This window comes from Vibrio sp. 2134-1 (assembly GCF_033339495.1).
Map to the genome: position 1 here is coordinate 162,732 of NZ_JAWOUS010000007.1, position 21,840 is coordinate 184,571.

26 protein-coding genes are annotated in these 21,840 nt (G+C 42.6%); 21 read left to right on the plus strand and 5 right to left on the minus strand.

Going from position 1 to position 21,840, the window contains the following annotated elements:
• Positions 1-2 precede the first annotated feature (2 nt).
• Together slmA and coaBC are read right to left on the minus strand one after the other, a co-directional pair.
• Entirely contained in the window at positions 3-593 is a 591-nt protein-coding gene (gene slmA / locus R7R78_RS10760) for a nucleoid occlusion factor SlmA (protein WP_005379386.1), read from the minus strand.
• 171 nt (positions 594-764) lie between these two features.
• Positions 765-1,964 carry a bifunctional phosphopantothenoylcysteine decarboxylase/phosphopantothenate--cysteine ligase CoaBC gene (gene coaBC / locus R7R78_RS10765; RefSeq protein ID WP_225473524.1) on the minus strand — a complete coding sequence of 400 codons (1,200 nt, stop codon included), beginning with the start codon at positions 1,962-1,964 and terminating at the stop codon, positions 765-767.
• A 193-nt stretch (positions 1,965-2,157) separates the two neighbouring features.
• On the opposite strand from coaBC, the gene R7R78_RS10770 reads away from it, so the two are divergent.
• From R7R78_RS10770 to R7R78_RS10805, 8 genes are all read left to right on the plus strand, one after another.
• Positions 2,158-3,831, plus strand: coding sequence for a methyl-accepting chemotaxis protein (locus R7R78_RS10770; RefSeq protein ID WP_136976543.1), 1,674 nt, complete (start codon positions 2,158-2,160; stop codon positions 3,829-3,831).
• Positions 3,832-3,945: 114 nt separating this feature from the next.
• Positions 3,946-4,620, plus strand: a complete 675-nt coding sequence (gene radC / locus R7R78_RS10775) for a RadC family protein (protein ID WP_031780918.1) — start codon at positions 3,946-3,948, stop codon at positions 4,618-4,620.
• 302 nt (positions 4,621-4,922) lie between these two features.
• Complete coding sequence (rpmB, locus tag R7R78_RS10780; RefSeq protein WP_005384783.1) at positions 4,923-5,159, plus strand: 50S ribosomal protein L28; 237 nt, start codon at positions 4,923-4,925, stop codon at positions 5,157-5,159.
• A 13-nt stretch (positions 5,160-5,172) separates the two neighbouring features.
• Positions 5,173-5,343 carry a 50S ribosomal protein L33 gene (gene rpmG / locus R7R78_RS10785; protein ID WP_004410866.1) on the plus strand — a complete coding sequence of 57 codons (171 nt, stop codon included), beginning with the start codon at positions 5,173-5,175 and terminating at the stop codon, positions 5,341-5,343.
• A 275-nt stretch (positions 5,344-5,618) separates the two neighbouring features.
• Positions 5,619-6,095, plus strand: a complete 477-nt coding sequence (locus R7R78_RS10790; protein ID WP_031780919.1) for a hypothetical protein — start codon at positions 5,619-5,621, stop codon at positions 6,093-6,095.
• Between the two features lie 102 nt (positions 6,096-6,197).
• Positions 6,198-7,007 carry a bifunctional DNA-formamidopyrimidine glycosylase/DNA-(apurinic or apyrimidinic site) lyase gene (gene mutM, locus R7R78_RS10795; protein WP_053349744.1) on the plus strand — a complete coding sequence of 270 codons (810 nt, stop codon included), beginning with the start codon at positions 6,198-6,200 and terminating at the stop codon, positions 7,005-7,007.
• Positions 7,008-7,093: 86 nt separating this feature from the next.
• Positions 7,094-7,576: a pantetheine-phosphate adenylyltransferase gene (gene coaD / locus R7R78_RS10800; protein ID WP_005379411.1), complete on the plus strand. Its 483-nt coding sequence runs from the start codon at positions 7,094-7,096 to the stop codon at positions 7,574-7,576.
• Positions 7,563-8,498, plus strand: a complete 936-nt coding sequence (locus tag R7R78_RS10805; RefSeq protein ID WP_136976544.1) for a glycosyl transferase family 90 — start codon at positions 7,563-7,565, stop codon at positions 8,496-8,498. The genes coaD and R7R78_RS10805 overlap by 14 nt, the downstream gene beginning before the upstream one ends.
• 30 nt (positions 8,499-8,528) lie before the next feature.
• On the opposite strand, the gene R7R78_RS10810 is transcribed toward R7R78_RS10805, so the two are convergent.
• Genes R7R78_RS10810 through R7R78_RS10820 form a run of 3 tightly spaced genes read right to left on the minus strand, consistent with a single transcriptional unit; the run spans position 8,529 to position 11,172 of the window.
• Positions 8,529-9,317: a glycosyltransferase family 2 protein gene (locus tag R7R78_RS10810; RefSeq protein ID WP_005379421.1), complete on the minus strand. Its 789-nt coding sequence runs from the start codon at positions 9,315-9,317 to the stop codon at positions 8,529-8,531.
• A complete protein-coding gene (locus tag R7R78_RS10815) occupies positions 9,314-10,081 on the minus strand; it encodes a glycosyltransferase family 2 protein (RefSeq protein WP_005395793.1) in 768 nt (255 codons plus the stop codon). The genes R7R78_RS10810 and R7R78_RS10815 overlap by 4 nt, the downstream gene beginning before the upstream one ends.
• Positions 10,082-10,116: 35 nt before the next feature.
• Entirely contained in the window at positions 10,117-11,172 is a 1,056-nt protein-coding gene (locus R7R78_RS10820) for a glycosyltransferase family 9 protein (RefSeq protein ID WP_017820712.1), read from the minus strand.
• Between the two features lie 107 nt (positions 11,173-11,279).
• On the opposite strand from R7R78_RS10820, the gene R7R78_RS10825 reads away from it, so the two are divergent.
• The 13 genes from R7R78_RS10825 (at position 11,280) to R7R78_RS10885 (ending at position 21,835) form a co-directional block, all read left to right on the plus strand.
• Positions 11,280-11,687, plus strand: a complete 408-nt coding sequence (locus R7R78_RS10825) for a diacylglycerol kinase (protein ID WP_005395798.1) — start codon at positions 11,280-11,282, stop codon at positions 11,685-11,687.
• 11 nt (positions 11,688-11,698) lie between these two features.
• Entirely contained in the window at positions 11,699-12,409 is a 711-nt protein-coding gene (locus R7R78_RS10830) for a 3-deoxy-D-manno-octulosonic acid kinase (RefSeq protein WP_132936687.1), read from the plus strand.
• 144 nt (positions 12,410-12,553) lie between these two features.
• Positions 12,554-13,618 (plus strand): dTDP-glucose 4,6-dehydratase, encoded by a 1,065-nt coding sequence (rfbB, locus tag R7R78_RS10835; RefSeq protein WP_213896270.1) that lies wholly within the window; start codon positions 12,554-12,556, stop codon positions 13,616-13,618.
• Positions 13,618-14,490: a glucose-1-phosphate thymidylyltransferase RfbA gene (gene rfbA, locus R7R78_RS10840; RefSeq protein WP_136976546.1), complete on the plus strand. Its 873-nt coding sequence runs from the start codon at positions 13,618-13,620 to the stop codon at positions 14,488-14,490. The genes rfbB and rfbA overlap by 1 nt, the downstream gene beginning before the upstream one ends.
• 30 nt (positions 14,491-14,520) lie before the next feature.
• Entirely contained in the window at positions 14,521-15,609 is a 1,089-nt protein-coding gene (locus R7R78_RS10845) for a DegT/DnrJ/EryC1/StrS family aminotransferase (RefSeq protein WP_206170716.1), read from the plus strand.
• Between the two features lie 63 nt (positions 15,610-15,672).
• A complete protein-coding gene (locus R7R78_RS10850; protein ID WP_198556784.1) occupies positions 15,673-17,169 on the plus strand; it encodes an amino acid adenylation domain-containing protein in 1,497 nt (498 codons plus the stop codon).
• A 37-nt stretch (positions 17,170-17,206) separates the two neighbouring features.
• Positions 17,207-17,401, plus strand: coding sequence for a phosphopantetheine-binding protein (locus tag R7R78_RS10855; RefSeq protein ID WP_161782023.1), 195 nt, complete (start codon positions 17,207-17,209; stop codon positions 17,399-17,401).
• 3 nt (positions 17,402-17,404) lie between these two features.
• Positions 17,405-18,472, plus strand: a complete 1,068-nt coding sequence (locus R7R78_RS10860; RefSeq protein ID WP_136976548.1) for a ketoacyl-ACP synthase III — start codon at positions 17,405-17,407, stop codon at positions 18,470-18,472.
• On the plus strand, positions 18,473-18,688 hold the full coding sequence (locus tag R7R78_RS10865; protein ID WP_021453150.1) for a phosphopantetheine-binding protein: 216 nt from the start codon (positions 18,473-18,475) through the stop codon (positions 18,686-18,688).
• 5 nt (positions 18,689-18,693) lie between these two features.
• Positions 18,694-19,434 carry an SDR family NAD(P)-dependent oxidoreductase gene (locus R7R78_RS10870; RefSeq protein ID WP_033905964.1) on the plus strand — a complete coding sequence of 247 codons (741 nt, stop codon included), beginning with the start codon at positions 18,694-18,696 and terminating at the stop codon, positions 19,432-19,434.
• The gene (locus tag R7R78_RS10875; protein ID WP_198556783.1) at positions 19,427-20,302 is read left to right on the plus strand and encodes a formyltransferase family protein; all 876 of its coding nucleotides are present in this window, start codon (positions 19,427-19,429) and stop codon (positions 20,300-20,302) included. Before R7R78_RS10870 ends, R7R78_RS10875 begins: the two co-directional genes overlap by 8 nt.
• Before the next feature lie 3 nt (positions 20,303-20,305).
• Positions 20,306-20,935, plus strand: a complete 630-nt coding sequence (locus R7R78_RS10880) for a NeuD/PglB/VioB family sugar acetyltransferase (protein ID WP_033905966.1) — start codon at positions 20,306-20,308, stop codon at positions 20,933-20,935.
• Positions 20,936-20,974: 39 nt separating this feature from the next.
• Positions 20,975-21,835, plus strand: coding sequence for a glycosyltransferase family 2 protein (locus tag R7R78_RS10885; RefSeq protein WP_225473525.1), 861 nt, complete (start codon positions 20,975-20,977; stop codon positions 21,833-21,835).
• The last annotated feature ends 5 nt before the right edge of the window (positions 21,836-21,840 follow it).

Below are 21,840 nucleotides of genomic sequence, written 5' to 3' on the forward strand. Positions count from 1 at the left end.
TTTTACTTTATTTGTGCACTTAAAAGCGCCCAGTACTCGTCAAAGTTTGCAGTCGGCTGGTATTTAAAGTCGCTACGCACAAAGCGGTTTAGGCTCCCCTCAACTTGTCCCAGAATTTGCGCAGCTAGGATGCGCTCTTCGACAGGGAAAGACTTCCCTTCACGAATCTTACGTTCACGCAGGATTTGGCGCAATTGTGTTTCTATACGCTCAAAGAGTTGATTGATGCGTTCACGTAGACGTTCATTTTCAAACATTAGAGCATGACCCGACAAAATGCGTGTCAGACCTGGGTTACGTTCAGAGAACGCCAAAATAAGGTGCATCACCATACGAATACGCTCTAGTGTATCTTTTTCGTCGTCTAGAATACGGTTGATGCGTGTCATCAAGGCTTCTTCAATGAACTCAATCAACCCTTCGAACATGCGCGCTTTACTTGGGAAATGACGATACAGCGCGGCTTCTGAAACGCCGACTTGCTTGGCCAGTTTTGCCGTAGTAATGCGTGAAGCGCCATCTGTTGATTCAAGCATTTCTGCCAATGCTTGTAAGATCTCTTCACGACGGTTGGATTTTTTACTGCCGGCCATTAGTTACTTCCTTTCAAAATACAAAGTTGAGCGGAGGGGATTATAAGACGCTATTTCGCCTCAAACTAGACCACTAAGGGTGGAATGGGAGATTTAACACCCTTAGTTGTCATTTTTGTACCAAATTTATGCCAGCTTTTGTAAAAAATTGGCAGGGTTTTCAAACGTTAGTTACATCAATTGATGCATTTTTTCGAGAATTTTAAAGCTCAATGCTTCTTTTGATTCTAAAGCGAGCGCAAGTTCACCTTCAGGCCAGTAAAGGGTAATTGCGTTGTCGTTGCTGTTAAATCCTTGCCCTGCAACCGAAACGTCGTTTGCACAGATCATATCGAGGTTTTTCTTTGTTAACTTGCCTCGAGCATAGGTCGCTACATCATTGGTTTCAGCCGCAAAACCGACGGTAAACGGACGCTTCTCCGTCATTGCTGCCACAGATGCAACAATATCAGGATTTTTAACCATATTAATGACCATTTCGTCGTTGTCTTCTGTCTTTTTCAACTTTTGAGACGCGATCGTTTGTGGGCGGTAGTCGGCAACGGCAGCGCAGCTAATAAAGGCATCATGCTGGCTTGCATGTGTCATAACGGCTTCTTGCATCTCTTGTGCGCTGGAAACATTTATGCGCTCAACACCTACGGGCGTATTTAAACTGACAGGACCGCTCACGAGGGTGACTTTTGCTCCCATCTGCGCTGCGGCGCTCGCCAATGCATAGCCCATTTTCCCGGAGCTATGGTTCGTAATGTAACGCACTGGATCAATCGCTTCGCGAGTTGGTCCGGCGGTAATGAGTATCGACTTACCTTCTAGCAATTTTGGTTGAAAGAACTGTTCACATAGATGTACTAGCTGCATTGGTTCCAGCATTCGACCTGGTCCTACATCACCACAGGCTTGCTCTCCTGCCGCAGGACCCCAGATGTGCATACCACGACGCGCTAACGTAGCGATGTTCTCTTGGGTTGCGATATTGCGATACATCTGTTGATTCATCGCAGGAGAAACAGCAACAGGGGAATCCGTCGCGAGCACGAGCGTAGTAAGTAAATCGTTCCCCATGCCTGCGGACATGCGCGCGATTAAGTCCGCGGTCGCGGGCGCTAATAGCACTAAATCTGCCCATTTGGCCAATTCAATATGGCCCATAGAGGCTTCCGCTGCTGGGTCTAGTAAACTGTCCGAGACAGGACGGCCCGAAACGGCTTGCATGGTTAAAGGGGTAATGAACTCTTTTGCGGCTTTCGTCATTACAACTTGAACTTGCGCTCCTCTCTCTATGAGGCGACGGGTTAGCTCCGCACATTTATACGCGGCAATACCGCCACTGATGCCGAGTAGAATTTTCTTTCCTGCTAGTGTTTGCATGTGAGATCTCCAATTTGATGACCGGATTTTAACACAATTCAAAGTCTGACCGCCCGAGCATATATAACGAGAAGATAATTCACATCAAACTCCAGAGTATTAATCTGACCGAGGAAGGGAAAATTCTCGCCTACCTCACAGACAAGTTGCGCGGAGTTTGCAAGTCTGAAAAGAAAAAGAGGTAGTGGAAACCATGGTGTTGAAAAGTCGAAACAAATTGCTGCTGATAACCCTAATTCCGCTGTTGTTGATCACTACGTTGATCTCAGTGGTGTATTACATCAACAGCAGTAAAAGTTTGGAAGCGGAGCTAGCAAGAGACAGGCAAGAGCTCATCGAAACGAAAAAGAAAGAGTTACAAGCCTACATGATGATGGGCGTGACGGCGATAAAACCGTTATACGACGCGGATGTAAATGGAAGTAATAAAGAGGCAGCAAAAGAAATTCTGAAAGCCATGCGCTTTGAAAGCGATGGTTACTTTTTTGCCTACGACTCTCAAGGTGTGAATACGTTGCACGCCATCAAACCTGCATTAGAGGGTAAAAACCTTTACGACTTAAAAGATGAAAATGGGGTCGCAGTTATTGCGGGCTTGATTGACGCTTCTCAAAAAGGGGATGGGTTCCTCTATTTCTCGTGGCACAAACCGACCATTGACGCACAAGCGCCTAAGTTGGGCTATGCAGAATATCTATCGAAATGGGACTGGGTTTTAGGTACTGGCGTTTATATTGATGACATCGACCAGCAAGTTGCGATGCACAGAGAGTTAAAGACTCAAGAGCTAAAAGAGCATACGTTATCTGCCGTGTTGATTTCCGTTATTGGATTGATCATTACCAGTGTTCTCACCAGTATCGTGGTGTCTAAAGGCATTCAGCCATTACAACATGTCGCGGCTTCATTAAAAGATGTTGCCGCAGGCGGCGGTGACTTAACGGCTCGTTTAAAAGTCGAAAGTCAGGATGAAGTCGGTGAAGTGGCGGCCGCGTTTAATGAGTTTATGGATAAGCTGCACCCACTGATGCAGGACATTCATTGCTCTGCGACGACAGTACAGACCGTTTCTCAAAGCCTGAACACTCAGACCAGCCAAGCGAGCGGTCAAATGCAGGATCACTGTTTAGAGACGGACAAAGTCGTGACGGCAGTGACGCAAATGAGCATGACTGCCAAAGAAGTAGCCAGCAATACTAATGCGACCGCGCAGGCAATTGACGATGCCAACAGTCAAGTCACCGCCGCTCAGCATGAGGTCGAGCAAGCAATAGAAGGCATTACCGAACTCGTGACGGAGATAGACAGCACGTCAGATGCAATTTCTGAGTTGAGTTTACAGACCGAAAAAATAACCAAAGTGCTGGATGTGATTGGCGAGATAGCCGAGCAAACGAATTTGTTGGCCCTAAATGCGGCGATTGAAGCGGCTAGAGCCGGTGAGCAAGGTCGAGGGTTTGCCGTCGTTGCGGATGAAGTACGCTCGTTAGCCAGTCGTACACAAAATAGTACTCATGAAATTGGCGACATGCTCAAGCAGCTACAAAATGGTGTATCAAGAGCGGTCAGTACGATGTCGGTGAGCCAAAAACGAGGTGTAAAAACGGCGGAAGAGTCCGCGCTCATTCAGCAATCTCTTTCTGGTGTTCATCATTCTATCGGAACAATTCGAGATATGGGTATTCAAACCGCGTCTGCCGCAGAAGAACAAAGTGCGGTTGCAGAAGACATCAACCAAAACTTAGTGGCTATTCAACAGATCGTGAACAACATTAATGAGACGTTGCAGCATGCCGAGTCAATCAGCACGCAGCTATCACAGTCTGGAACGGAAATTCACGGCTTGGTTGGCAACTTTAAACTCTGATGAACTGTTAAGTTGCATGGAAAGCACTGATGGTACGAAGAAAGCGAAAGTCATACTCGACTTTCGCTTTTTGTTTTGTGGAATAGGGACACTTTCCATATAAAGGGACATCAGATGATACTGAAAGCTTTGCCAAATGAGTCCATGCCCAGAGAGAAGCTACTGCAACGAGGGCCGCAAGCTTTGACCGATGCCGAACTGCTGGCCATCTTCTTGCGCACAGGCACCCGCGGAATGAACGTGATTGAGCTTGCAGACTTCCTTATTCAAGACTTTGGTTCGCTCAGACAACTATTTTCAGCATCAGAAGAAGAGTTTTGTCGTCACAAAGGATTAGGGCAAGCCAAGTATGTTCAGTTGCAAGCGGTACTAGAAATGACACAACGTTACTTGGCGGAGACGCTAAAGCGTGGTGATGCCTTAACCAGCCCCGACCAAACTAAGTTATATCTGTCTTCTATTTTAAGGGATCGGCAAAGAGAGGCTTTTTATATTCTTTTTCTCGATAACCAGCACCGAGTGATAAAAGATGAAATTTTATTTGAAGGAACGTTGGATGCAGCGTCGGTGTATCCGAGAGAAGTTGTTAAGCGTGCTCTGCATCATAACGCGGCGGCTTTGATTTTGGCGCACAATCATCCTTCAGGCGTTGCTGAGCCGAGCCAAGCTGACAGAAGGATTACAAGGCGTCTCACCGACGCATTAGCATTGGTGGATATTCGTATTTTGGACCATTTCGTCATCGGAGATGGGGAAAGTGTCTCTTTTGCTGAAAGAGGCTGGATGTAACTGTGCGTTTTTTAGGTTGTTAGTTGCTAAAAATCTGCTATCATCCACGCCACTAAATTTTTAACTGAATTCAGCTTGGACTGCTAAAAAAATCTGCTGTCTAAAAAAAGATCACGAAAACCTGTAAAAAGGATCTGTTCGGGTCTTGAGCAATGCATATCAAGTTAGTATAATGCGCGACCTTTGATAGCCTTGTATGGATTTTCCATAGCGGTTCTTAACCTCTAACTTCTTTTCGAGAGATAGAGAGGTTCGGCCACCAAGGTTGATATCGAGCTGAAACGATTTTGGAGAAGACATTCATGTCACGAGTATGCCAAGTAACTGGTAAGCGTCCAGTAACGGGTAACAACCGTTCACACGCACGAAATGCTACTAAGCGTCGTTTTCTGCCGAACCTACAAACTCATCGTTTCTGGGTAGAGAGCGAAAAACGTTTTGTTAAACTACGTCTATCTGCTAAAGGTATGCGCATCATCGACAAGAAAGGTATTGATACTGTTCTTGCAGACATGCGTGCACGTGGCGAAAACGTTTAAGAGGAAATAAGCAATGGCAAAGAAAGGCGTTCGTGAGAAAATCCGTCTAGTATCTTCTGCAGGTACAGGCCACTTCTACACAACTGATAAGAACAAGCGTAACATGCCAGGCAAATTTGAGATCAAAAAGTTTGATCCAGTAGTTCGCCAGCACGTTATGTACAAAGAAGCAAAAATCAAATAATTGGTTTCAGTCTCTTTGATGAATTGAAAAACCCAACTTTCGAGTTGGGTTTTTTATTACCTGAATAAAAGTGCTGAAGATAAAGTGTTCAGTACGTCATCGGATTATAAAGTACTGCTGAAGTTATTTTACTGGTCCGACTCTATACTCGAATTTTTGATTGATCGCTCTCTGCCGCTTAGTCACCACTCCCTACTCACTTGCACACCGTTGTTCTAGTCAAGCTCAATACTCTTTGGTAATTTACTCATAACGATAAGAGAGTAGAGATGGTTATGCGTGTGAGTCCGGCTCGTCGCCGCCGATGGAACAATATTCTTATTCTGGGCATTATCGCGTTTATAGTGATCTTAAATGCGCCGATGTGGATCAAAACTTACCTATTAACAGACCAAGCAGACCCTTACCCAAATGTACTTCGCTCCGACTATACGGTGGAGTCTTTGTACTATAGTGGCTGGGAGTTTGAACTGCATGATGGACGATGGCAATCCAACATCAAAGTTGATGCACCGATCAGTGAACTTGTATCACACTGGCAATCATTGGAAGGGACCGAGCTCACCTCAGAACAGTACGATCATTTAAAACCTAACCTGACGGTACCTGAAACGGTAGAAGTTTGGTATCAGGATCTCGAAGAGCCGCAGCGGGTGACTTTCTTTCGTTTACCTGATTTTTGGCTATTTAAAACCTGGCAAGACAAATGGGTCGCTATCTCCGTCGATGAAAACTACCTTATGCCAGAGTAGAGCCTTTTTGCGTCTATACCCCTAATAAGCCTCCCTATTTATCGTTTTTCTTTTCGATTATGCTAGCAGCGAGAACTATTAGCCGGTGAATTGGAGAATCTAATGCCTGAGTTGCCAGAAGTTGAAGTGAGCCGTATGGGGATTAGCCCTCACATGGTTGGACAAACGATCCAGTCGTTTACTTTTCGAACGCCTAAATTGCGCTGGGATATTCCTACAGAGCTTAAAAAATTGGAAGGGCAGGTGATCCGTGCGATTAGCCGTCGTGCGAAATACTTACTGATCGAGACAAACACAGGTACAGCCATTGTTCACTTGGGCATGTCGGGGTCTTTACGTGTTCTAGATGCTGACTTTCCGCCAGCAAAGCACGATCATGTGGATCTCAAACTAAGCAGTGGAAAAATACTGCGTTATAACGATCCGCGTCGTTTTGGGGCATGGCTGTGGTGTGCTCCTGGCGAGTCACATGCTGTGCTAGCAAACATGGGGCCTGAGCCTTTAACTGAAGAGTTCAATGCGGAATATGTAGCGGAGAAAGCTAAAAATAAGCGTGTTGCCGTCAAGCAGTTCATCATGGACAACAAAGTCGTGGTTGGTGTCGGAAATATCTACGCGAATGAGTCGTTGTTTAAATCTCGAATTCACCCTTCAAGGCCCGCAGGTAAGTTGACTTCTCAAGAGTGGGGGTTACTTGTTGAAAATATCAAAATGACACTTGAGATTGCCATTACGCAAGGTGGGACTACGCTGAAAGACTTTGCGCAAGCCGATGGAAAGCCGGGTTACTTTGCACAAGAGTTATTGGTTTACGGAAAAGCAGGAGAGCCATGCCCAGAGTGCGGCGAACGACTTCAAGAGCTAAAGATTGGCCAACGTAATACCTTCTTTTGTAGTGAGTGTCAGAAGTAAGTCGAGCTATTATCGAGCTTAAGTTGTTGTAATCTTGCGTTCGAGCCTCAATAATTCAATCAGTTTCGAATAACTTAGTAAATTATATGAAAGTCATTTATCCGGGCACTTTTGATCCAGTGACTAATGGTCACCTCAATCTAATAGAACGTACTCACGAAATGTTTGATGAGGTTGTGATTGGCGTAGCCGCAAGCCCATCGAAGAACACTATGTTTTCATTGGAAGAGCGCGTTGCACTGATGCAGGACGTTGTAGCGCATTTACCTGGTGTGACGGTAAAGGGGTTCTCCGGGTTATTAGTGGATTTCGCGAGAGATGAGAAAGCTAAGGTTCTTATTCGTGGTTTACGAACAACGGTAGACTTTGAATACGAGTTTGGACTGACCAACATGTACCGAAAGCTATTACCAGGAATCGAGAGCGTATTTTTAACTCCTGAAGAAGAGTTTGCGTTTTTATCGTCGACTATCGTGAGAGAAGTAGCGATTCATGGCGGAAGTATCGAACAATTCGTTCCCAAGCCAGTAGCCATCGCGATTGGGGAAAAACTGAATGAAAGACAGTAAGTTCCCTTATTATTTCTCAAACGCTCTCTCGACACTTATCCCTCGCTTTGTATATCGAGCACAAGCCAAGCGTTTACTTTCGAATCTGACCGAGGCAGAGCTGCAACGCTGTCTTGAGCGGGTGAACTATTACAATAAGTGTGAAACGCCGTTTTCAGTCGATAGCCGAGAACAAAGTTACTCGACCATCGATACATTCAAAAAAACGAAAGGCTGGACGTATTTTTTCGATCTTCGCCAAGTTGTACGCTATTTCCCTTCCAGTTTTGCGTTTAACTACATCAATGGCGATGTTACACACATCCCCAATGTACCGAGCTTTATAAAAAGCCGCCCTATTTTTGGTAACAACCAAAATTCAGTGGTGTTGAAACTTAATCAAGTTCGTCATTTTAAATTTATTGACGATCCTGTTCGCTATCAAGATAAAAAGGACATGGTAGCGTGGCGCGGCGTGGGTTTTCAGCCGCATCGTAAAAAGGTGATTCATGCGTTTTACAACCATCCGCAATGCAATATTGGCCAGACCCGCCCGGTAGAAGGGAAACCATGGGAAAAGGGCTTTATGAGTATTGAAGAGCAACTGCAGTATAAGTTTTTGCTCTGTATAGAAGGCAATGATGTGGCCACCAACCTTAAGTGGGCTATGTCGTCTAACTCCTTGGTTATTATGTCAAAGCCAAAATATGAGACTTGGTTTATGGAAGGTAAGTTAGAGGCAGGCGTCCACTATGTTGAAGTGAAGGATGACTATTCGGATTTGCCCGAAAAGATGGATTATTACCTAGCGAATGAGCAAGAAGCATTAGCGATCATTGAAAATGCGCACCAGTGGGTTGAGCAGTTCAAAGATAAACGTAAAGAGCGTTTGATCTCATTGATGGTTGCCGATAAGTACTTCGCTTTATCTCAGCAACAATAAAAAGGGGCGAAACGCCCCTTTTTTATAATCTTAAGCTTCTAGAAATTGATCAACACCATTCTCACAGCGTTTAAGCTTGTTTTTAATTGTGTTTTCTAAAATCTCGTCATTTTGTCCGAGTGACGCGCGAGAGTTTTCTACGTGGTACAAGTGGTAGCCTACACCTGCAAATTTTAGGTAAAGACGTGACTTACCCGCATTCAACATGCGATGAACAAACTCGCTGTCTTCGCGTCCCCATCCAACAAAATCTTGGTTGAAGCCATTCACCTCGATGACATCTTGTCGCCAAAACGCCATGTTGCAGCCGCGAGTGGCTTTATCGTTATTACGCTCGTAAGAGAACCATTTCGATAGCAAGGCGTTGGTGATGCAGTTTTTACGATTGCGAATGCCTTTGCTGAAAATGGAAGGCACTAAGCCGTTTTCCATGATGGCCTTGCTGCAGCTTTCATCCGTTAACACACGTCCACCCTGCACAAACCAATTTGGTTTTGCGACTTGCTTATGTGATTCAATAAACGTTTGGGACAGCACCATGTCGCCATCAATCATGATGAGGTAGTCACCTGATGCTTTGGCGATCGCACGGTTGCGGCTCATTGAAAGCTGAAAGCCATTATCCTCGTGCCAACTATGAATCAGTGGAACCGGAAAACCTTCACGCATTTGGTCAACCATTGCTTTGGTGTCTTCTCGAGAGCCATCATCTGCAACAATGACTTCGTCAGGCAAAACGGTTTGACGTTTCACGCTTTCTAACACCGCTTTTAATGCTTCTTTCCAGTTGTAAGTGGTGATAATTAAAGTCGTTTTCATGATTTTTTTGCCTGTTCACGTAAGTAGAGATCGATATATTTTACAAAAGTAGAGTGCATGCTTAGCCAAGCTAGAATGAAGCCATGCTTGCCATCAAGGAAGCCTCGTTTGAGAACATACATCTTCAAAAAGCTAGCAAGAGCGTGAACGATAGCGGTCGTTAAACCCGCTTTCTTTTTACCTTCACGTTCATCCGTCCAGGCCTTGAGGTAGCCAGTGGTTTTATTGATGTAATGATGAAGGTGCTCGTAAGTGTAGTGATGCAGTCGACCATCCAGTTTTTCAGTTTGATAGTTTTTCTCATCAACTTTTTCATGAACGAGCGAATCATTATATTGTGTATATTCGGTGCGATATAAGCGCACAATCCAGTCTGGAGACCAACCAGAATGGTAGATGAACTTACCAAACGCTGAGCTTAGTCGATTAAGTTTGTATAAAACGTTCGGCTTATTGGCTGATACCGCGTGTAAGATACTTTCTTTTAGCTCTGGAGTGACTTGTTCGTCCGCATCAAGCCACAAAACGTAGTCTGCCGTAACGTATTGCTGCGCCAGTTGGCGCTGTTTACCGAATCCTGGCCAATCTAGGTTGGTGTAAAACTTATCTGTGTATTGTCGGGCGATTTCTTCGGTGCGATCAGTGCTGCCCGAGTCTAGAAGGACAATCTCATCGACCCAATCTTTTACTGTGTCTAGACAAGCTTGTAAGTGCTTCTCTTCATTTTTTACAATTAAGGCAACGGCTAAGGTTGGTTTGGACAAGGTCATTTCCTTCTTAACAAATCAAGACAGTAAGTTTACTGGTATTGAGGATACAAATCTTCTAAGACTTGATCGAACATGCTCATTACTTGAGTGCTGGTAATGCGGTTCATTGCCGTTTCATCTTTAGCGCGAGTTCGCCAGCTTAACTCGTGACTGTTTTTACCTGTTTCCGCAAAGATCGTTTCTTCATACACTGAGACAACGTATTTTAGATAACGGTAAGGTCCCACTCGCAGCGGATTATGGTGTGCATAGAGCCCGATGATTGGTGTTTTCATTGCATTCGCCATGTGTGCTGGTCCGGTATCGGGGGCGATGACCATTTCAACCTTATCTATTAACGCAAGCATTTGCAGAATTGAACTTTGTCCAACTAAATTTAGACACGGTTCTTCCAAGCGAGATTGAATGGCCTCTGCCAGATCCAATTCTACCTGAGCAGGGCTGCCTGCCAGAATCACGTTCCAGCCTTTTGCTCTGGCGTGATGAATCACATCCACATAACCTTCCGCGTTCCAGTTTTTATAAGCTTTGCTCGCACCAGGCACAATCAGCAGGTTAGGTTTACTACGAGAAATATGAGACTCTGCCCAAGCTTGATCGTGGTCTGAATAAGAAAGTACCCAGTCTAGTCCTGCCTTTGGTACCCCAATTTGATGGGCAAAGGCCATTAAGCCATCTGCGACATGCAGAGATTGCGGGGAAGGCACTTTGACATTGGTAAATAGTGTTTGAAAGTCCTGGCTTCTATCAGAAGAGAAACCAAGTTTGTATTTTGCTTTAATGCCCAACGTTGCGACACTCGCTCGAATCGCGTACTGCATATGCAATAGCGCATCAAACTCTCTGCCTTTCAGCTGTCGCCAAAGTGATTTGTAGCCATCAAGTCCCGCTTTTTTATCAAAAACAATCACTTCTACACCATCGATGGCGGCTAATAACTGGGCTTCAAGTTTACCCGTTATCCAAGTAATCTGGGTCGAAGGCCAGTGTTTCTGAATAGCTTGAATGCTGGCGATAGTATTGCAAACGTCTCCGATAGCGGACAAACGCAAGACGCATAGTGACGATGGGGCAGAAGTGAACATAATTATTGTCTGATTCGATGAATAGAGGCAGGTAAATTATGCAGACATCCCCAATAAATGTAAAATACACGGCTCGAATATAGCTAAGTACTGATAAGTGTTCTGCAATGTCAAAGACAACACCACATCAATCGCAAGAATCTGGCAAGCCGGGTAACACCGGGCTAAAGCGCATCGTTAAAGCGACGGGTTATTCGATCCAAGGATTAAAAGCGGCTTTTAAGCATGAAGCTGCCATTCGACAAGAGTTGGCTCTGTTGAGTATTGCTGTGATTTTGGCTTGGCTAGTGGATGTCGGCATGGTTGAGCGTATCTTAATGATCGGGGTCGTGGTATTAGTCTTGATTGTAGAGCTTGTAAACTCAGCGATTGAGGCGGTAGTGGATCGTATCGGTATTGAACGGCATGAACTCAGTGGGCGAGCTAAAGATATAGGCTCTGCTGCCGTTATGGTTGCTTTGGCGTTTGCTGCATTTACTTGGTTGTATATATTAGCCAGCCGGTATTTAGGCTAGAGGGTGAGCGCATGACTCAACAGTATAAAAACAACAACCAAGTGATCTGGTTTGATGACGAGATCATTACAGACCCTAGCCAACCGATATTTGATGCGGAATACTGGCAGTCCTTAGACAAGGTGGTTGGCAGTGCGACGGGGCGAGGCACGACATGGTTTATCCAACTAGAGAACATGCAAGCGGCACTACGTCATTACCGTCGTGGCGGTTTGTTTGGGAAGTTAGTTAACGATCATTATTGGTTCTCTGGCTGGGATAACACCCGTTGTGCGCAAGAGTTTCAGCTTTTGTTGGCGCTAATTGAGGCTGGGGTGCACGTTCCTCGTCCTATTGCAGCAAGAGCCGTAAAGTCAGGACTCTTCTATCAAGCTGATTTATTAAGTGAGCGAATCCCAAACGCCAGAGATCTGGTTAGTATCTTGCAAGAACAGTCTTTATCGGTAGAAATGTATCAGAAAATAGGGCAAGAAATTGCCAAGATGCATCAGGTTGGCGTTAACCATACCGATTTGAATATCCACAATATCTTGATCGACGACAAAGATAAGGTATGGATTATCGATTTTGATAAGTGTCGTTTTGAAACTTCTGGTGACTGGAAGCATCAAAATCTAAATAGACTTCTGCGTTCATTTAATAAAGAGCGTTTAAAGCGACAGATTATTTGGCAAGAATCCGATTTTGAACATTTTCAGGACGGTTATGCTTCTCAATCTTAATTGAGTTTTTTATCATTTTATATTGATTGCTCTAAGTAAGCCTTCTTGAGTCTAACGATGCTCGAGTGAGTCTATAAACTACAATAATCATAAAGTATTCATGTGTATCTGATGGCACAAAAATTAACGTAGGTAACATTTGTAATGAAAATATTAGTAACCGGTGGAGCAGGCTTCATTGGGTCAGCTGTTGTCCGACATATCATTCGTGACACCCAAGATACCGTCATCAATTTAGATAAACTGACCTACGCAGGGAATCTAGAATCACTGGTTGATGTCTCAGAGAGTGAACGTTACTACTTCGAGCAAGTGGATATCTGTGACCGAGCTGAACTAGATCGCGTGTTTTCAGAGCATCAACCCGATAGGGTGATGCATTTGGCGGCTGAGTCTCATGTCGATCGTTCTATTGATGGTCCTGCTGCTTTTATTGAGACCAACGTGATGGGCACTTACCATCTGCTCGAAGCGGCCCGTCAATATTGGTCGAACCTAGATGAAGCGCGCCAATCGGCATTCCGTTTTCATCATATTTCTACGGATGAAGTGTATGGCGATTTAGAGGGTACGGACGATTTGTTCACCGAAACCACCTCATACGCGCCGAGCAGCCCATATTCTGCATCTAAAGCTTCGAGCGATCACCTGGTTCGCGCTTGGCAACGTACTTATGGCTTACCAACACTTATCACTAATTGCTCCAACAATTATGGCCCGTATCACTTTCCAGAGAAGTTGATCCCTCTGATGATTCTAAATGCCCTCGATGGCAAGCCGTTGCCTGTGTATGGTGATGGTATGCAGATCCGAGATTGGCTGTTTGTGGAAGACCATGCTCGCGCGCTTTACAAAGTGGTCAACGAAGGTGAAGTCGGTGAAACCTACAACATTGGTGGTCACAATGAAAAAGCGAATATTGAAGTGGTGAAAACCATTTGCTCGCTACTTGAAGAGCTGCGACCAAACAAACCTGCAGGTGTTGAGTCTTATGAATCTTTGATCACGTATGTGAAAGATCGCCCTGGTCATGATGTGCGCTACGCAATTGATGCCACCAAGATTGCTCAAGAGCTTGGCTGGACGCCAGAAGAAACGTTTGAAAGCGGTATTCGCAAAACCGTCGAATGGTACCTAAACAACCCACAATGGTGGCAACGTGTGCTTGATGGTTCATACAGTTTAGAGCGATTAGGAGCGGGCGAATAATGAAAGGCATTATTTTAGCAGGTGGCTCGGGCACTCGCCTTTACCCTATTACACGCGGTGTCTCTAAGCAGTTACTGCCGGTTTATGACAAACCAATGATTTACTACCCGTTGTCAGTACTTATGCTTGCGGGCATTCGTGAAATCTTGATCATCACCACGCCAGAAGACCAGGAGGGTTTTCAGCGTCTATTAGGTGATGGCTCAGAGTTTGGCATTGAGTTGCAATACGCGATTCAACCAAGCCCAGATGGCTTAGCTCAAGCCTTCATCATTGGTGAAGAATTCATTGGCGATGACTCAGTATGTTTGGTGCTGGGTGACAACATCTTTTATGGGCAAGGGTTCACACCTATCCTTCAGCAAGCTGCGATGAAGACCCGTGGCGCGACGGTATTCGGTTATCAGGTTAAAGATCCTGAGCGATTTGGCGTTGTAGAATTTGATGCCAATATGCAGGCGATTTCGATTGAAGAAAAACCAGTAAAGCCTAAATCCAATTATGCTGTCACTGGGCTGTATTTTTATGATAACCGAGTCGTCGAATTGGCAAAAAAAGTCAAACCTTCAGCTCGTGGTGAATTAGAGATTTCGACGCTAAACCAAATGTACCTTGAGCAAGGTGACCTGAATGTTCAATTACTAGGGCGCGGCTTTGCTTGGTTAGATACTGGAACGCATGAAAGCCTACATGAAGCTTCTTCGTTTGTTCAAACCATTGAAAATGTTCAAGGTCTTAAAGTTGCCTGTTTAGAAGAGATTGCGTGGCGCAATGGGTGGTTAACAAGAGACCAGATACTATCCATTGCAAAACCGATGCAAAAAAATGATTACGGACGTTACCTTTCCGAGTTAGTCACCGAACAAAAATAGCACTACTCGTTAGTTGCAATGAGATATTAAATGATGAGCAATGAAATTGTTCCTGTAACAAAACCATATCTACCGTCAAAAGATAAGTATAAACAATATGTTGATCGTGTGTACGAGAGCGGTTGGTTGACCAATAGTGGTCCTCTCGTTAAGGATTTAGAATCTCGACTAGCTGAGTATCTTGGTGTTAAGCATGTTATATTGGTTGCAAATGGCTCATTGGCACTTCAAGTTGCTTACAAAGCACTTAATCTAGCTGGAGAGGTGGTCACAACACCTTTCTCTTTCGCTGCGACCACAAGCACGCTTAATTGGGAAAATTTAACCCCTGTTTTTTGTGATATTGAAAGTGATACCTTTAATATCAATCCTGATTTAATTGAAGATCTTATTACAGAAAAAACGTCTGCAATAGTACCGGTGCACGTGTTTGGTAACCCATGTAAAGTAAATGAGATTCAAGCTATAGCAAACAAGCACGGTCTAAAAGTTATCTATGATGCCGCTCATGCTTTTGGTGTGGACCTAAATAAAAAAAGTGTATTAACGTACGGTGATATAAGTACATTAAGTTTCCATGCCACAAAGTTATTCCACACGATAGAGGGTGGAGCTGTGATTACACAATGTGATGAGCTAGCAGCTAAAGTACGCTCTATGATTAACTTTGGAATAACAGGACCGGATTCAATAGAAGGTGTTGGAACCAATGCCAAGATGAATGAGTTTGAAGCCGCTATGGGTCACTGTGTTCTAGATGATATAGAAAGTATCATGACCAAGCGAAGAGGCTTATGGCAAAGTTATCAAACCCACCTTTCTGATGTTTTCCAAATGCAATATTGGTCGGATAGCTCAAAACCTAATGGTGCGTACGTACCAATCGTGTTTGACTCGGAGCAGTCATTACTTAGAGCTAAGGCTAACTTGGAAGCGAATAACATTTTTCCAAGAAGGTACTTTTATCCAAGTTTAGATCTTGTCGATAGTTATGGTCATGAAGGAACTCCATGTGAAGTTAGTCGCTCGACTAGTAAAAGGATCTTATGCTTGCCTATATATTTTGATTTGTGTGAATCAATGGTAAACAAGATAAAACAAATACTTAAAAAATCATGATTGGTTGCAAAAAGAGAGTATAAGATGAGAAACAGCATCCTGAAATATCTACAAGCATCGTCGATGAAACATCCAGAAAATATTTGTGTTTCGGATTCGATCCACTCTTTGACTTATGCAGAAAGTACAGCAAAGTCATATGCTATCTCATTGCAACTAAGACAGCAGGGAAGTTTAAACAAGCCGATTGTTGTGTTTGCGAAAAAATCTGTAAATGCACTCTCCATGATCTTTTCTGCGACAATGGCTGGAGGGATTTACTGCCCCGTAGACATTAACTCACCTAAAGAACGACTATTAAAGATCTTATCTAACCTTCAAGATTGTCTTGTTCTTTATGATGAAACGTCTCGAAATTTATTAAATTCATTAGAATTAGATAGTCCAATTTCAACTATTAATATCGATGAAATACCAACATCTAAGCTACCTATGCAAGATATTTGGGCTGATATCGAAAAGTTTAATCAAACCGTTATTGATAAAGATCCATGTTATATAATTTTTACTTCAGGCTCTACAGGCACACCAAAAGGTGTCACTATTTGCCATTCTAGTGTTATTGATTATATTGATTGGGCTAATTCAGCCTATGAAGTGAGCAAGGCTGATATTATTGGTAGTCAAGCACCACTATTCTTTGATAACTCGACTTTAGACATCTATTTGGCGTTGTCTAATGCGGCAGAATTGCATGTTATTCCTGAAAGCGTGTTTATTTTTCCTCAGAAAACACTTGAATACCTGAAAGAAAAAGCAATAACAACGATCTTCTGGGTTCCTTCATTGCTTGTAAATATTGCGAACCTTAAGTTACTTGATCAGTTTCAATTGCCATGCTTGAAGAATGTATTGTTTGCTGGGGAAGTAATGCCAGCGAAGACGATTAAGTACTGGTTAGATAAGCATCCTAATGCTCATTACTCTAACTTGTACGGACCAACAGAAATTACCGTTGATTGCACCTACTATGATGTGCCGTCAGACTGGGATGGGGATAGCTTACCTATAGGGATCCCTTGCCATAACTCAGGAATTCTAATCCTAGATGAAAACGACCAACGTAATGATGAAGGTGAATTGTGCGTTCGAGGCTCTAGCTTAGCGCTTGGGTATTGGGCTAACTCAGAAAAAACAGAAGAGGTATTTTGTCAAAACCCACTTCAAGATAAATACATTGATATGATCTATCGTACCGGAGACTTGGTTAGACTTGTTGATGGTTTAATTTATTATATTGGTAGAAAAGACTTCCAGATTAAGCACAATGGCTATCGTATAGAACTTGGTGAAATTGAGTCTCAGATCATGGAGCTAGATGCTGTCGAACAGTGTGTTGTTGGTTATTTATCAGAAGATAAAGTGCTTTATTCTTTTGTTCAATGCAGTAGTTCGATGAGTGAAGTTGAGCTTAAAGTTGCACTGACGAAACGTTTACCAAAGTACATGATTCCAAGCAAGATTGGCTTTGTACAAGAAATGCTTTTTACGCCAAATGGTAAGTTAAATAGAAAAGCTTTTTCAGAGAAAGCACTACAAGAATTTGTAAAGGTTAAATAGTAGTATGTGTGAAAAAATTATAGCAATCTTAACCACAATGAAACCAGAACATGAGTTTGCTAAAGATACTGAACTTTTTGAATCAGGTCTGTTGGACTCTTTTGATTTGTTAGTCCTAGTAAGTGAGATCGAAGCTCAGCTAGCTATTTCAATTCCTGGTGAAGGTTTGGTTCCTGAGAATTTTGTTTCGCCGCATGTTATTGGTGAGTATCTTAAAACGATTCAAGGTTAATTTATGAAAAGTGATATTGGCAATATCTCGCTGAAAGGGATAGTCGCAGCCGTTCCAAAGCATATTTCTTACTTTGATGATGAGATAAAAAACTACTCACACACAGAGCAGAGTTCTAAAAAGCTGAAGAAGCTAATGGGATACAATCAACATCATGTTGTTTCAAAAGAAACGGCGCTCACTGATATGATTTTTCCTTTGCTTGAGGACCTGTCAACCACTCTTGGGTGCGACTATCAGGATGTGGATGGAATTTTGGTGGTAACTCAAACTCCTGATTACCCAATTCCGTCAACGGCTTCGATAGTACATGGCGCTTTTGACTTTAAAACCGATTGTTATTGCATGGACATCAACGATGGTTGCAATGGCTATATTCGAGGTTTGTTTGAAGCTTCGAGCCTAGTTCGTAATAGTGATGCGCAAAAAGTGTTGCTAATTGCTGGTGATGTTTTAAGCCGTAAGGTTTCTTTAAAAGATCGTAACTCATACCCTCTTATTGGGGATGCAGTTACTATCACTTTAATAGAAAGAAGAGCGGAAAATGTGAAGGCCCCTCTTGAGATCAAACATGATGGTAAAGGAGCAAAAGCTTTAATGATCCCATCAGGTGGTATGGTAAACCCTTGTACCTCTGATACTGCCGCTCTTGCTGAGGACGAAGAAGGAAATTGGCGTTGTTCTGAGCATTTGGTCATGCAAGGTAGAGATGTTTTTACGTTTACTCAAACAACGGTAATCAATTTTATTAAAGAGTTTATTGAAACGAACACAAAACCAGAAGAGATTGACTACTTTTTCTTTCATCAAGCAAATAAGTTTATCTTGGATCGTTTCCGTTCAGCACTGAAGGTAACGGAAGAGCAGTTACCTTCAGAGGTAGTGACTATTTATGGTAACTCTTCGTCCGCAACTGTCCCAATGTCGATTTTATCATCTTGGATGAAGAATTCGGGCTTTGAGGGTAAAAAAGCACTATTATCAGGCTTTGGTGTAGGTCTGAGTTGGGGGGCGACCTTGATTGATGTCAATGAACTTACACTATGTAAACTAATTAAGTTGGATGTATAAATGACTGTTTTTTTGGAAGAACTAGCTGAGATCCTAGAGTTGGAAGTAGAAGAGCTAACTCCTGATTTTGAATATCAAGAAACGGAAGAGTGGGACTCTTTAGCCCAATTATCTCTTATCACTTTATTCGCAGATGAATATCAAGTAGAAATTGGACACGGTGATTTAATCGAACGAAAAACTGTGGGTCAATTGCTCGAGCTACTTCCTCAGTAATTTCGATGAAAAGAAAAGTTCTTATCACAGGAGCGACTTCAGACATTGGCTTGAGTATTGCTCACAAACATGTTCAAAAGGGAAACTTTGTGATCCTTCTTGGACGTAATGAAGAGAGCCTTAAAACCGCTGAGGAATCTTTAGGAAAAGATTCCTCAGCCGCTTATGTTTGGGATTTGAAGTCTCCTTCATCATTAAAACCGCTGCTGAAAAAGATCGTTACTGAGCAAGGTAAAGTTACAGATCTTATCTGTGCTGCGGGCTACCATAAAATCTTGCCGTTGAAGTTAGTATCGGATGAAGAGCTTCTTTTGACTATGCAAACGAACGTAAATAGTCACTTGATCCTTTGCCAGCTTTTTTCGAACGCTTTATATTCAGATAAGTCTCAGGATAGAAGTATTACACTGATTTCTAGCATTGCCCATTTCGTTGGTGAGCCAGGATTAGTTGCTTATTCTGCAGCAAAAGGGGCTTTGATTTCTGCAAGTAAATCAATGGCTAGAGAATTAGCTCCGCGTAAAATCAGAGTAAATACCGTTTCGCCTGGATGGGTTGAGACCAAGCACACAAAAGATGTAGCGGTTGATTTGGGCGAAGCAGCACTTGAAAAGTTACATAACCTATATCCTTTAGGTTTAGGCAAACCTGAAGATGTTGCAGAGGCCTGTTATTTTTTGAGTAGCAGAGCGTCTCGCTGGGTGACTGGTTTAGATCTTGTGATTGATGGAGGGCGCAGTGTCTAAATTAAAGTTTGAAACCGTAATCGTGATCGGTTTTGGTAAGATAGCTCAAGACGTTGCTTCCAAGCTTCTTCAATATGATGTGACGCTGAAATTGTTACAGACAGAGATGCAACCTTTTTCTACTCTTGAGTCATTTGCTCAAAAACACGACGTCGCATATCAATTTAAGCATACGAAAGAAGATATCGAGTCTTCGTTACTCAGGTGGCTGTCTGGTAATACATTAATCATCAGTGCGAATAATAACTACCTTTTTAAAGGGAAGTTACTGACTTTAAAGAATGTAACTATTATCAATTTTCATAATGCACTTTTACCAAATTTACGAGGAAGAAACGCACCTAGTTGGGCTATTTTTCATCAATTAGAAAAAACCGGTGTCACTTGGCATTATGTTGATGAAGGTGTAGACACTGGTGAGGCTATTGCTTTTTCCGACGTATTAGTTGATAAGCATGACAAAGCATATCAGGTCGCTCATAAATGTATGCATGCCGGATTAGAAGCCTTTTCAAACGTAATTGATGAATTGTTGCAAACAGGCAGTACTCCTTGCTTGACTAAACAGCCATTGAGATACGACTATCTGTATCTGTCCAAAGATATCCCCGGAAATGGCTGGCTAGATATAAAACAATCAACGCTTGAGAACTATCGCATATTGAGAGCATTAGATTATGGACCATTTAAAGTTTTTCCTAAGGCTCTAATTGATAATGATGGTGATAGATACTCTGTACGTGCTTATCAGTTTATTGATGAACCAAGCGATAAATCTGTAAATAGTAGCGAAAATAGCATCGTGATAAATGATGAGTTTGGCTTATTAAAAATACACGTTGAAAAAACCGAGATTGAGCAGGGGTAAATAATGTCTAATCCAATTATTATATTTGGAGCTAGTGGTCTAGCTGCGGAAGTGTACAGCTGGATACAAGATGTAAATGATATTCGTGAACGTTTCTTGTGTTTTTGTGTGACTGACGAATATTTTGTATCAGGAACAACATTTTATGGCCACGAAGTAAAATCAATCTCCATGCTAGATGATCTTGAACAGTTTGATTTTATTTTGGCATTTGGAGGGGAAGGTTATGCTCGCGCTAGTATTGCCGAAATGCTAAAAGATAAAGGCGGTAATGCTATCTCATTTATTCACCCTAGTGTTGTGTTGAGCCCATTCTCTTTAATAGGTGAAGGTGTAATTATTAACCCAAACTGCAGCATCTCTCCTGGTGCAGCTATTGGTGACTTTTCGCTCATCAACTGTAATTGTGCTATTGGACATGATGTCAAAATTGGTCGCTATACCTCTTTACTAGGAAGCAATACCATCAATGGTCATGTAGAAATTGGTGAGAGAGTATTGATTGGCTCCGGAGCAACTATCCACCCTAAAGTTAAAGTAGCAGATGATGCGACAGTTGGCATGGGAGCTGTCGTATTTACCAAAGTGAGGTCAAATACCACCGTTCTAGGTAATCCTGCTAAAAAGATATAACTCTTCTTAATTAAATAAAATAGAAGACAGAGGAATAAAATGTCCACCAAAGTCTCGGTTATTTGTACTTGCTATAATCACGAAAAATATATTGAGCAGACACTTTTATCTATACTTAATCAGACAGTAGACTTTGAATACGAGTTGCTTATACATGATGATTGTTCTCCTGACAATAGTCGAAAAATTATCGATAGAGTTTTTAATGAGTATTCTGGGAAATGCCAAATAAAGAGAATTTATCCAGAGGAGAATATATACTCTAAAGGGTCATCAGCTGTACTTTTTAACATGTTGCCTCATGTTGATGGGGAGTTCATCGCTTTTTGTGAAGGTGATGACTATTGGGTTGATGACAACAAGCTTCAAAAACAGCTTGAAGCTTTGGCAAACCATAAGGATATTAATGCTTGTTTTCATCCTTCTTTGACTTTGCTAAAAGACCAGTTGGTTGACAAGAAATACGGATACCAAGGCGATTTAGAAAAGAAAATACCTTATCAGTACGTCATTAAGAAGGGCGGAGACACTATGCCTATGGCATCGATGTTTATTAGAAAAGAGCCGTTTTTTGACCTAATTTATCAACATGAAGACTTTTTCAAGCTTTATGGCGAGCACTCTGTGTTGCAGATTATCAATAGTATCGAGCAAGGCGCCTGGTACCTCCCTGAAAAAATGTCGGTTTATCGTAGCATGCATGAGGGCTCTTGGAGTCTCCAGCAAGCAAAAGACCCAACGGCAGAAGACCGAGAGTTTGAGCAATATAAAATCCGTATTCTTGGTTTGAACAAGATCTATCGCTATAAGTATTGGATATGCTTTTTAAGTATATATCTGAAAAAATCGAAAAAACATTACCTAAAGAAAATAAAGCGTTGGTTTAAAACTAAAGCTTAAAATAA

What these genes read in the sequence shown, in the direction of transcription:
- slmA (WP_005379386.1), bottom strand. Translation starts at nt 593, where the DNA reads ATGGCCGGCAGTAAAAAATCCAACCGTCGTGAAGAGATCTTACAAGCA.
- coaBC (WP_225473524.1), bottom strand. Translation starts at nt 1,964, where the DNA reads ATGCAAACACTAGCAGGAAAGAAAATTCTACTCGGCATCAGTGGCGGT.
- R7R78_RS10770 (WP_136976543.1), top strand. Translation starts at nt 2,158, where the DNA reads ATGGTGTTGAAAAGTCGAAACAAATTGCTGCTGATAACCCTAATTCCG.
- radC (WP_031780918.1), top strand. Translation starts at nt 3,946, where the DNA reads ATGATACTGAAAGCTTTGCCAAATGAGTCCATGCCCAGAGAGAAGCTA.
- rpmB (WP_005384783.1), top strand. Translation starts at nt 4,923, where the DNA reads ATGTCACGAGTATGCCAAGTAACTGGTAAGCGTCCAGTAACGGGTAAC.
- rpmG (WP_004410866.1), top strand. Translation starts at nt 5,173, where the DNA reads ATGGCAAAGAAAGGCGTTCGTGAGAAAATCCGTCTAGTATCTTCTGCA.
- R7R78_RS10790 (WP_031780919.1), top strand. Translation starts at nt 5,619, where the DNA reads ATGCGTGTGAGTCCGGCTCGTCGCCGCCGATGGAACAATATTCTTATT.
- mutM (WP_053349744.1), top strand. Translation starts at nt 6,198, where the DNA reads ATGCCTGAGTTGCCAGAAGTTGAAGTGAGCCGTATGGGGATTAGCCCT.
- coaD (WP_005379411.1), top strand. Translation starts at nt 7,094, where the DNA reads ATGAAAGTCATTTATCCGGGCACTTTTGATCCAGTGACTAATGGTCAC.
- R7R78_RS10805 (WP_136976544.1), top strand. Translation starts at nt 7,563, where the DNA reads ATGAAAGACAGTAAGTTCCCTTATTATTTCTCAAACGCTCTCTCGACA.
- R7R78_RS10810 (WP_005379421.1), bottom strand. Translation starts at nt 9,317, where the DNA reads ATGAAAACGACTTTAATTATCACCACTTACAACTGGAAAGAAGCATTA.
- R7R78_RS10820 (WP_017820712.1), bottom strand. Translation starts at nt 11,172, where the DNA reads ATGTTCACTTCTGCCCCATCGTCACTATGCGTCTTGCGTTTGTCCGCT.
- R7R78_RS10825 (WP_005395798.1), top strand. Translation starts at nt 11,280, where the DNA reads ATGTCAAAGACAACACCACATCAATCGCAAGAATCTGGCAAGCCGGGT.
- R7R78_RS10830 (WP_132936687.1), top strand. Translation starts at nt 11,699, where the DNA reads ATGACTCAACAGTATAAAAACAACAACCAAGTGATCTGGTTTGATGAC.
- rfbB (WP_213896270.1), top strand. Translation starts at nt 12,554, where the DNA reads ATGAAAATATTAGTAACCGGTGGAGCAGGCTTCATTGGGTCAGCTGTT.
- rfbA (WP_136976546.1), top strand. Translation starts at nt 13,618, where the DNA reads ATGAAAGGCATTATTTTAGCAGGTGGCTCGGGCACTCGCCTTTACCCT.
- R7R78_RS10845 (WP_206170716.1), top strand. Translation starts at nt 14,521, where the DNA reads ATGATGAGCAATGAAATTGTTCCTGTAACAAAACCATATCTACCGTCA.
- R7R78_RS10850 (WP_198556784.1), top strand. Translation starts at nt 15,673, where the DNA reads ATGAAACATCCAGAAAATATTTGTGTTTCGGATTCGATCCACTCTTTG.
- R7R78_RS10855 (WP_161782023.1), top strand. Translation starts at nt 17,207, where the DNA reads ATGAAACCAGAACATGAGTTTGCTAAAGATACTGAACTTTTTGAATCA.
- R7R78_RS10860 (WP_136976548.1), top strand. Translation starts at nt 17,405, where the DNA reads ATGAAAAGTGATATTGGCAATATCTCGCTGAAAGGGATAGTCGCAGCC.
- R7R78_RS10865 (WP_021453150.1), top strand. Translation starts at nt 18,473, where the DNA reads ATGACTGTTTTTTTGGAAGAACTAGCTGAGATCCTAGAGTTGGAAGTA.
- R7R78_RS10870 (WP_033905964.1), top strand. Translation starts at nt 18,694, where the DNA reads ATGAAAAGAAAAGTTCTTATCACAGGAGCGACTTCAGACATTGGCTTG.
- R7R78_RS10880 (WP_033905966.1), top strand. Translation starts at nt 20,306, where the DNA reads ATGTCTAATCCAATTATTATATTTGGAGCTAGTGGTCTAGCTGCGGAA.
- R7R78_RS10885 (WP_225473525.1), top strand. Translation starts at nt 20,975, where the DNA reads ATGTCCACCAAAGTCTCGGTTATTTGTACTTGCTATAATCACGAAAAA.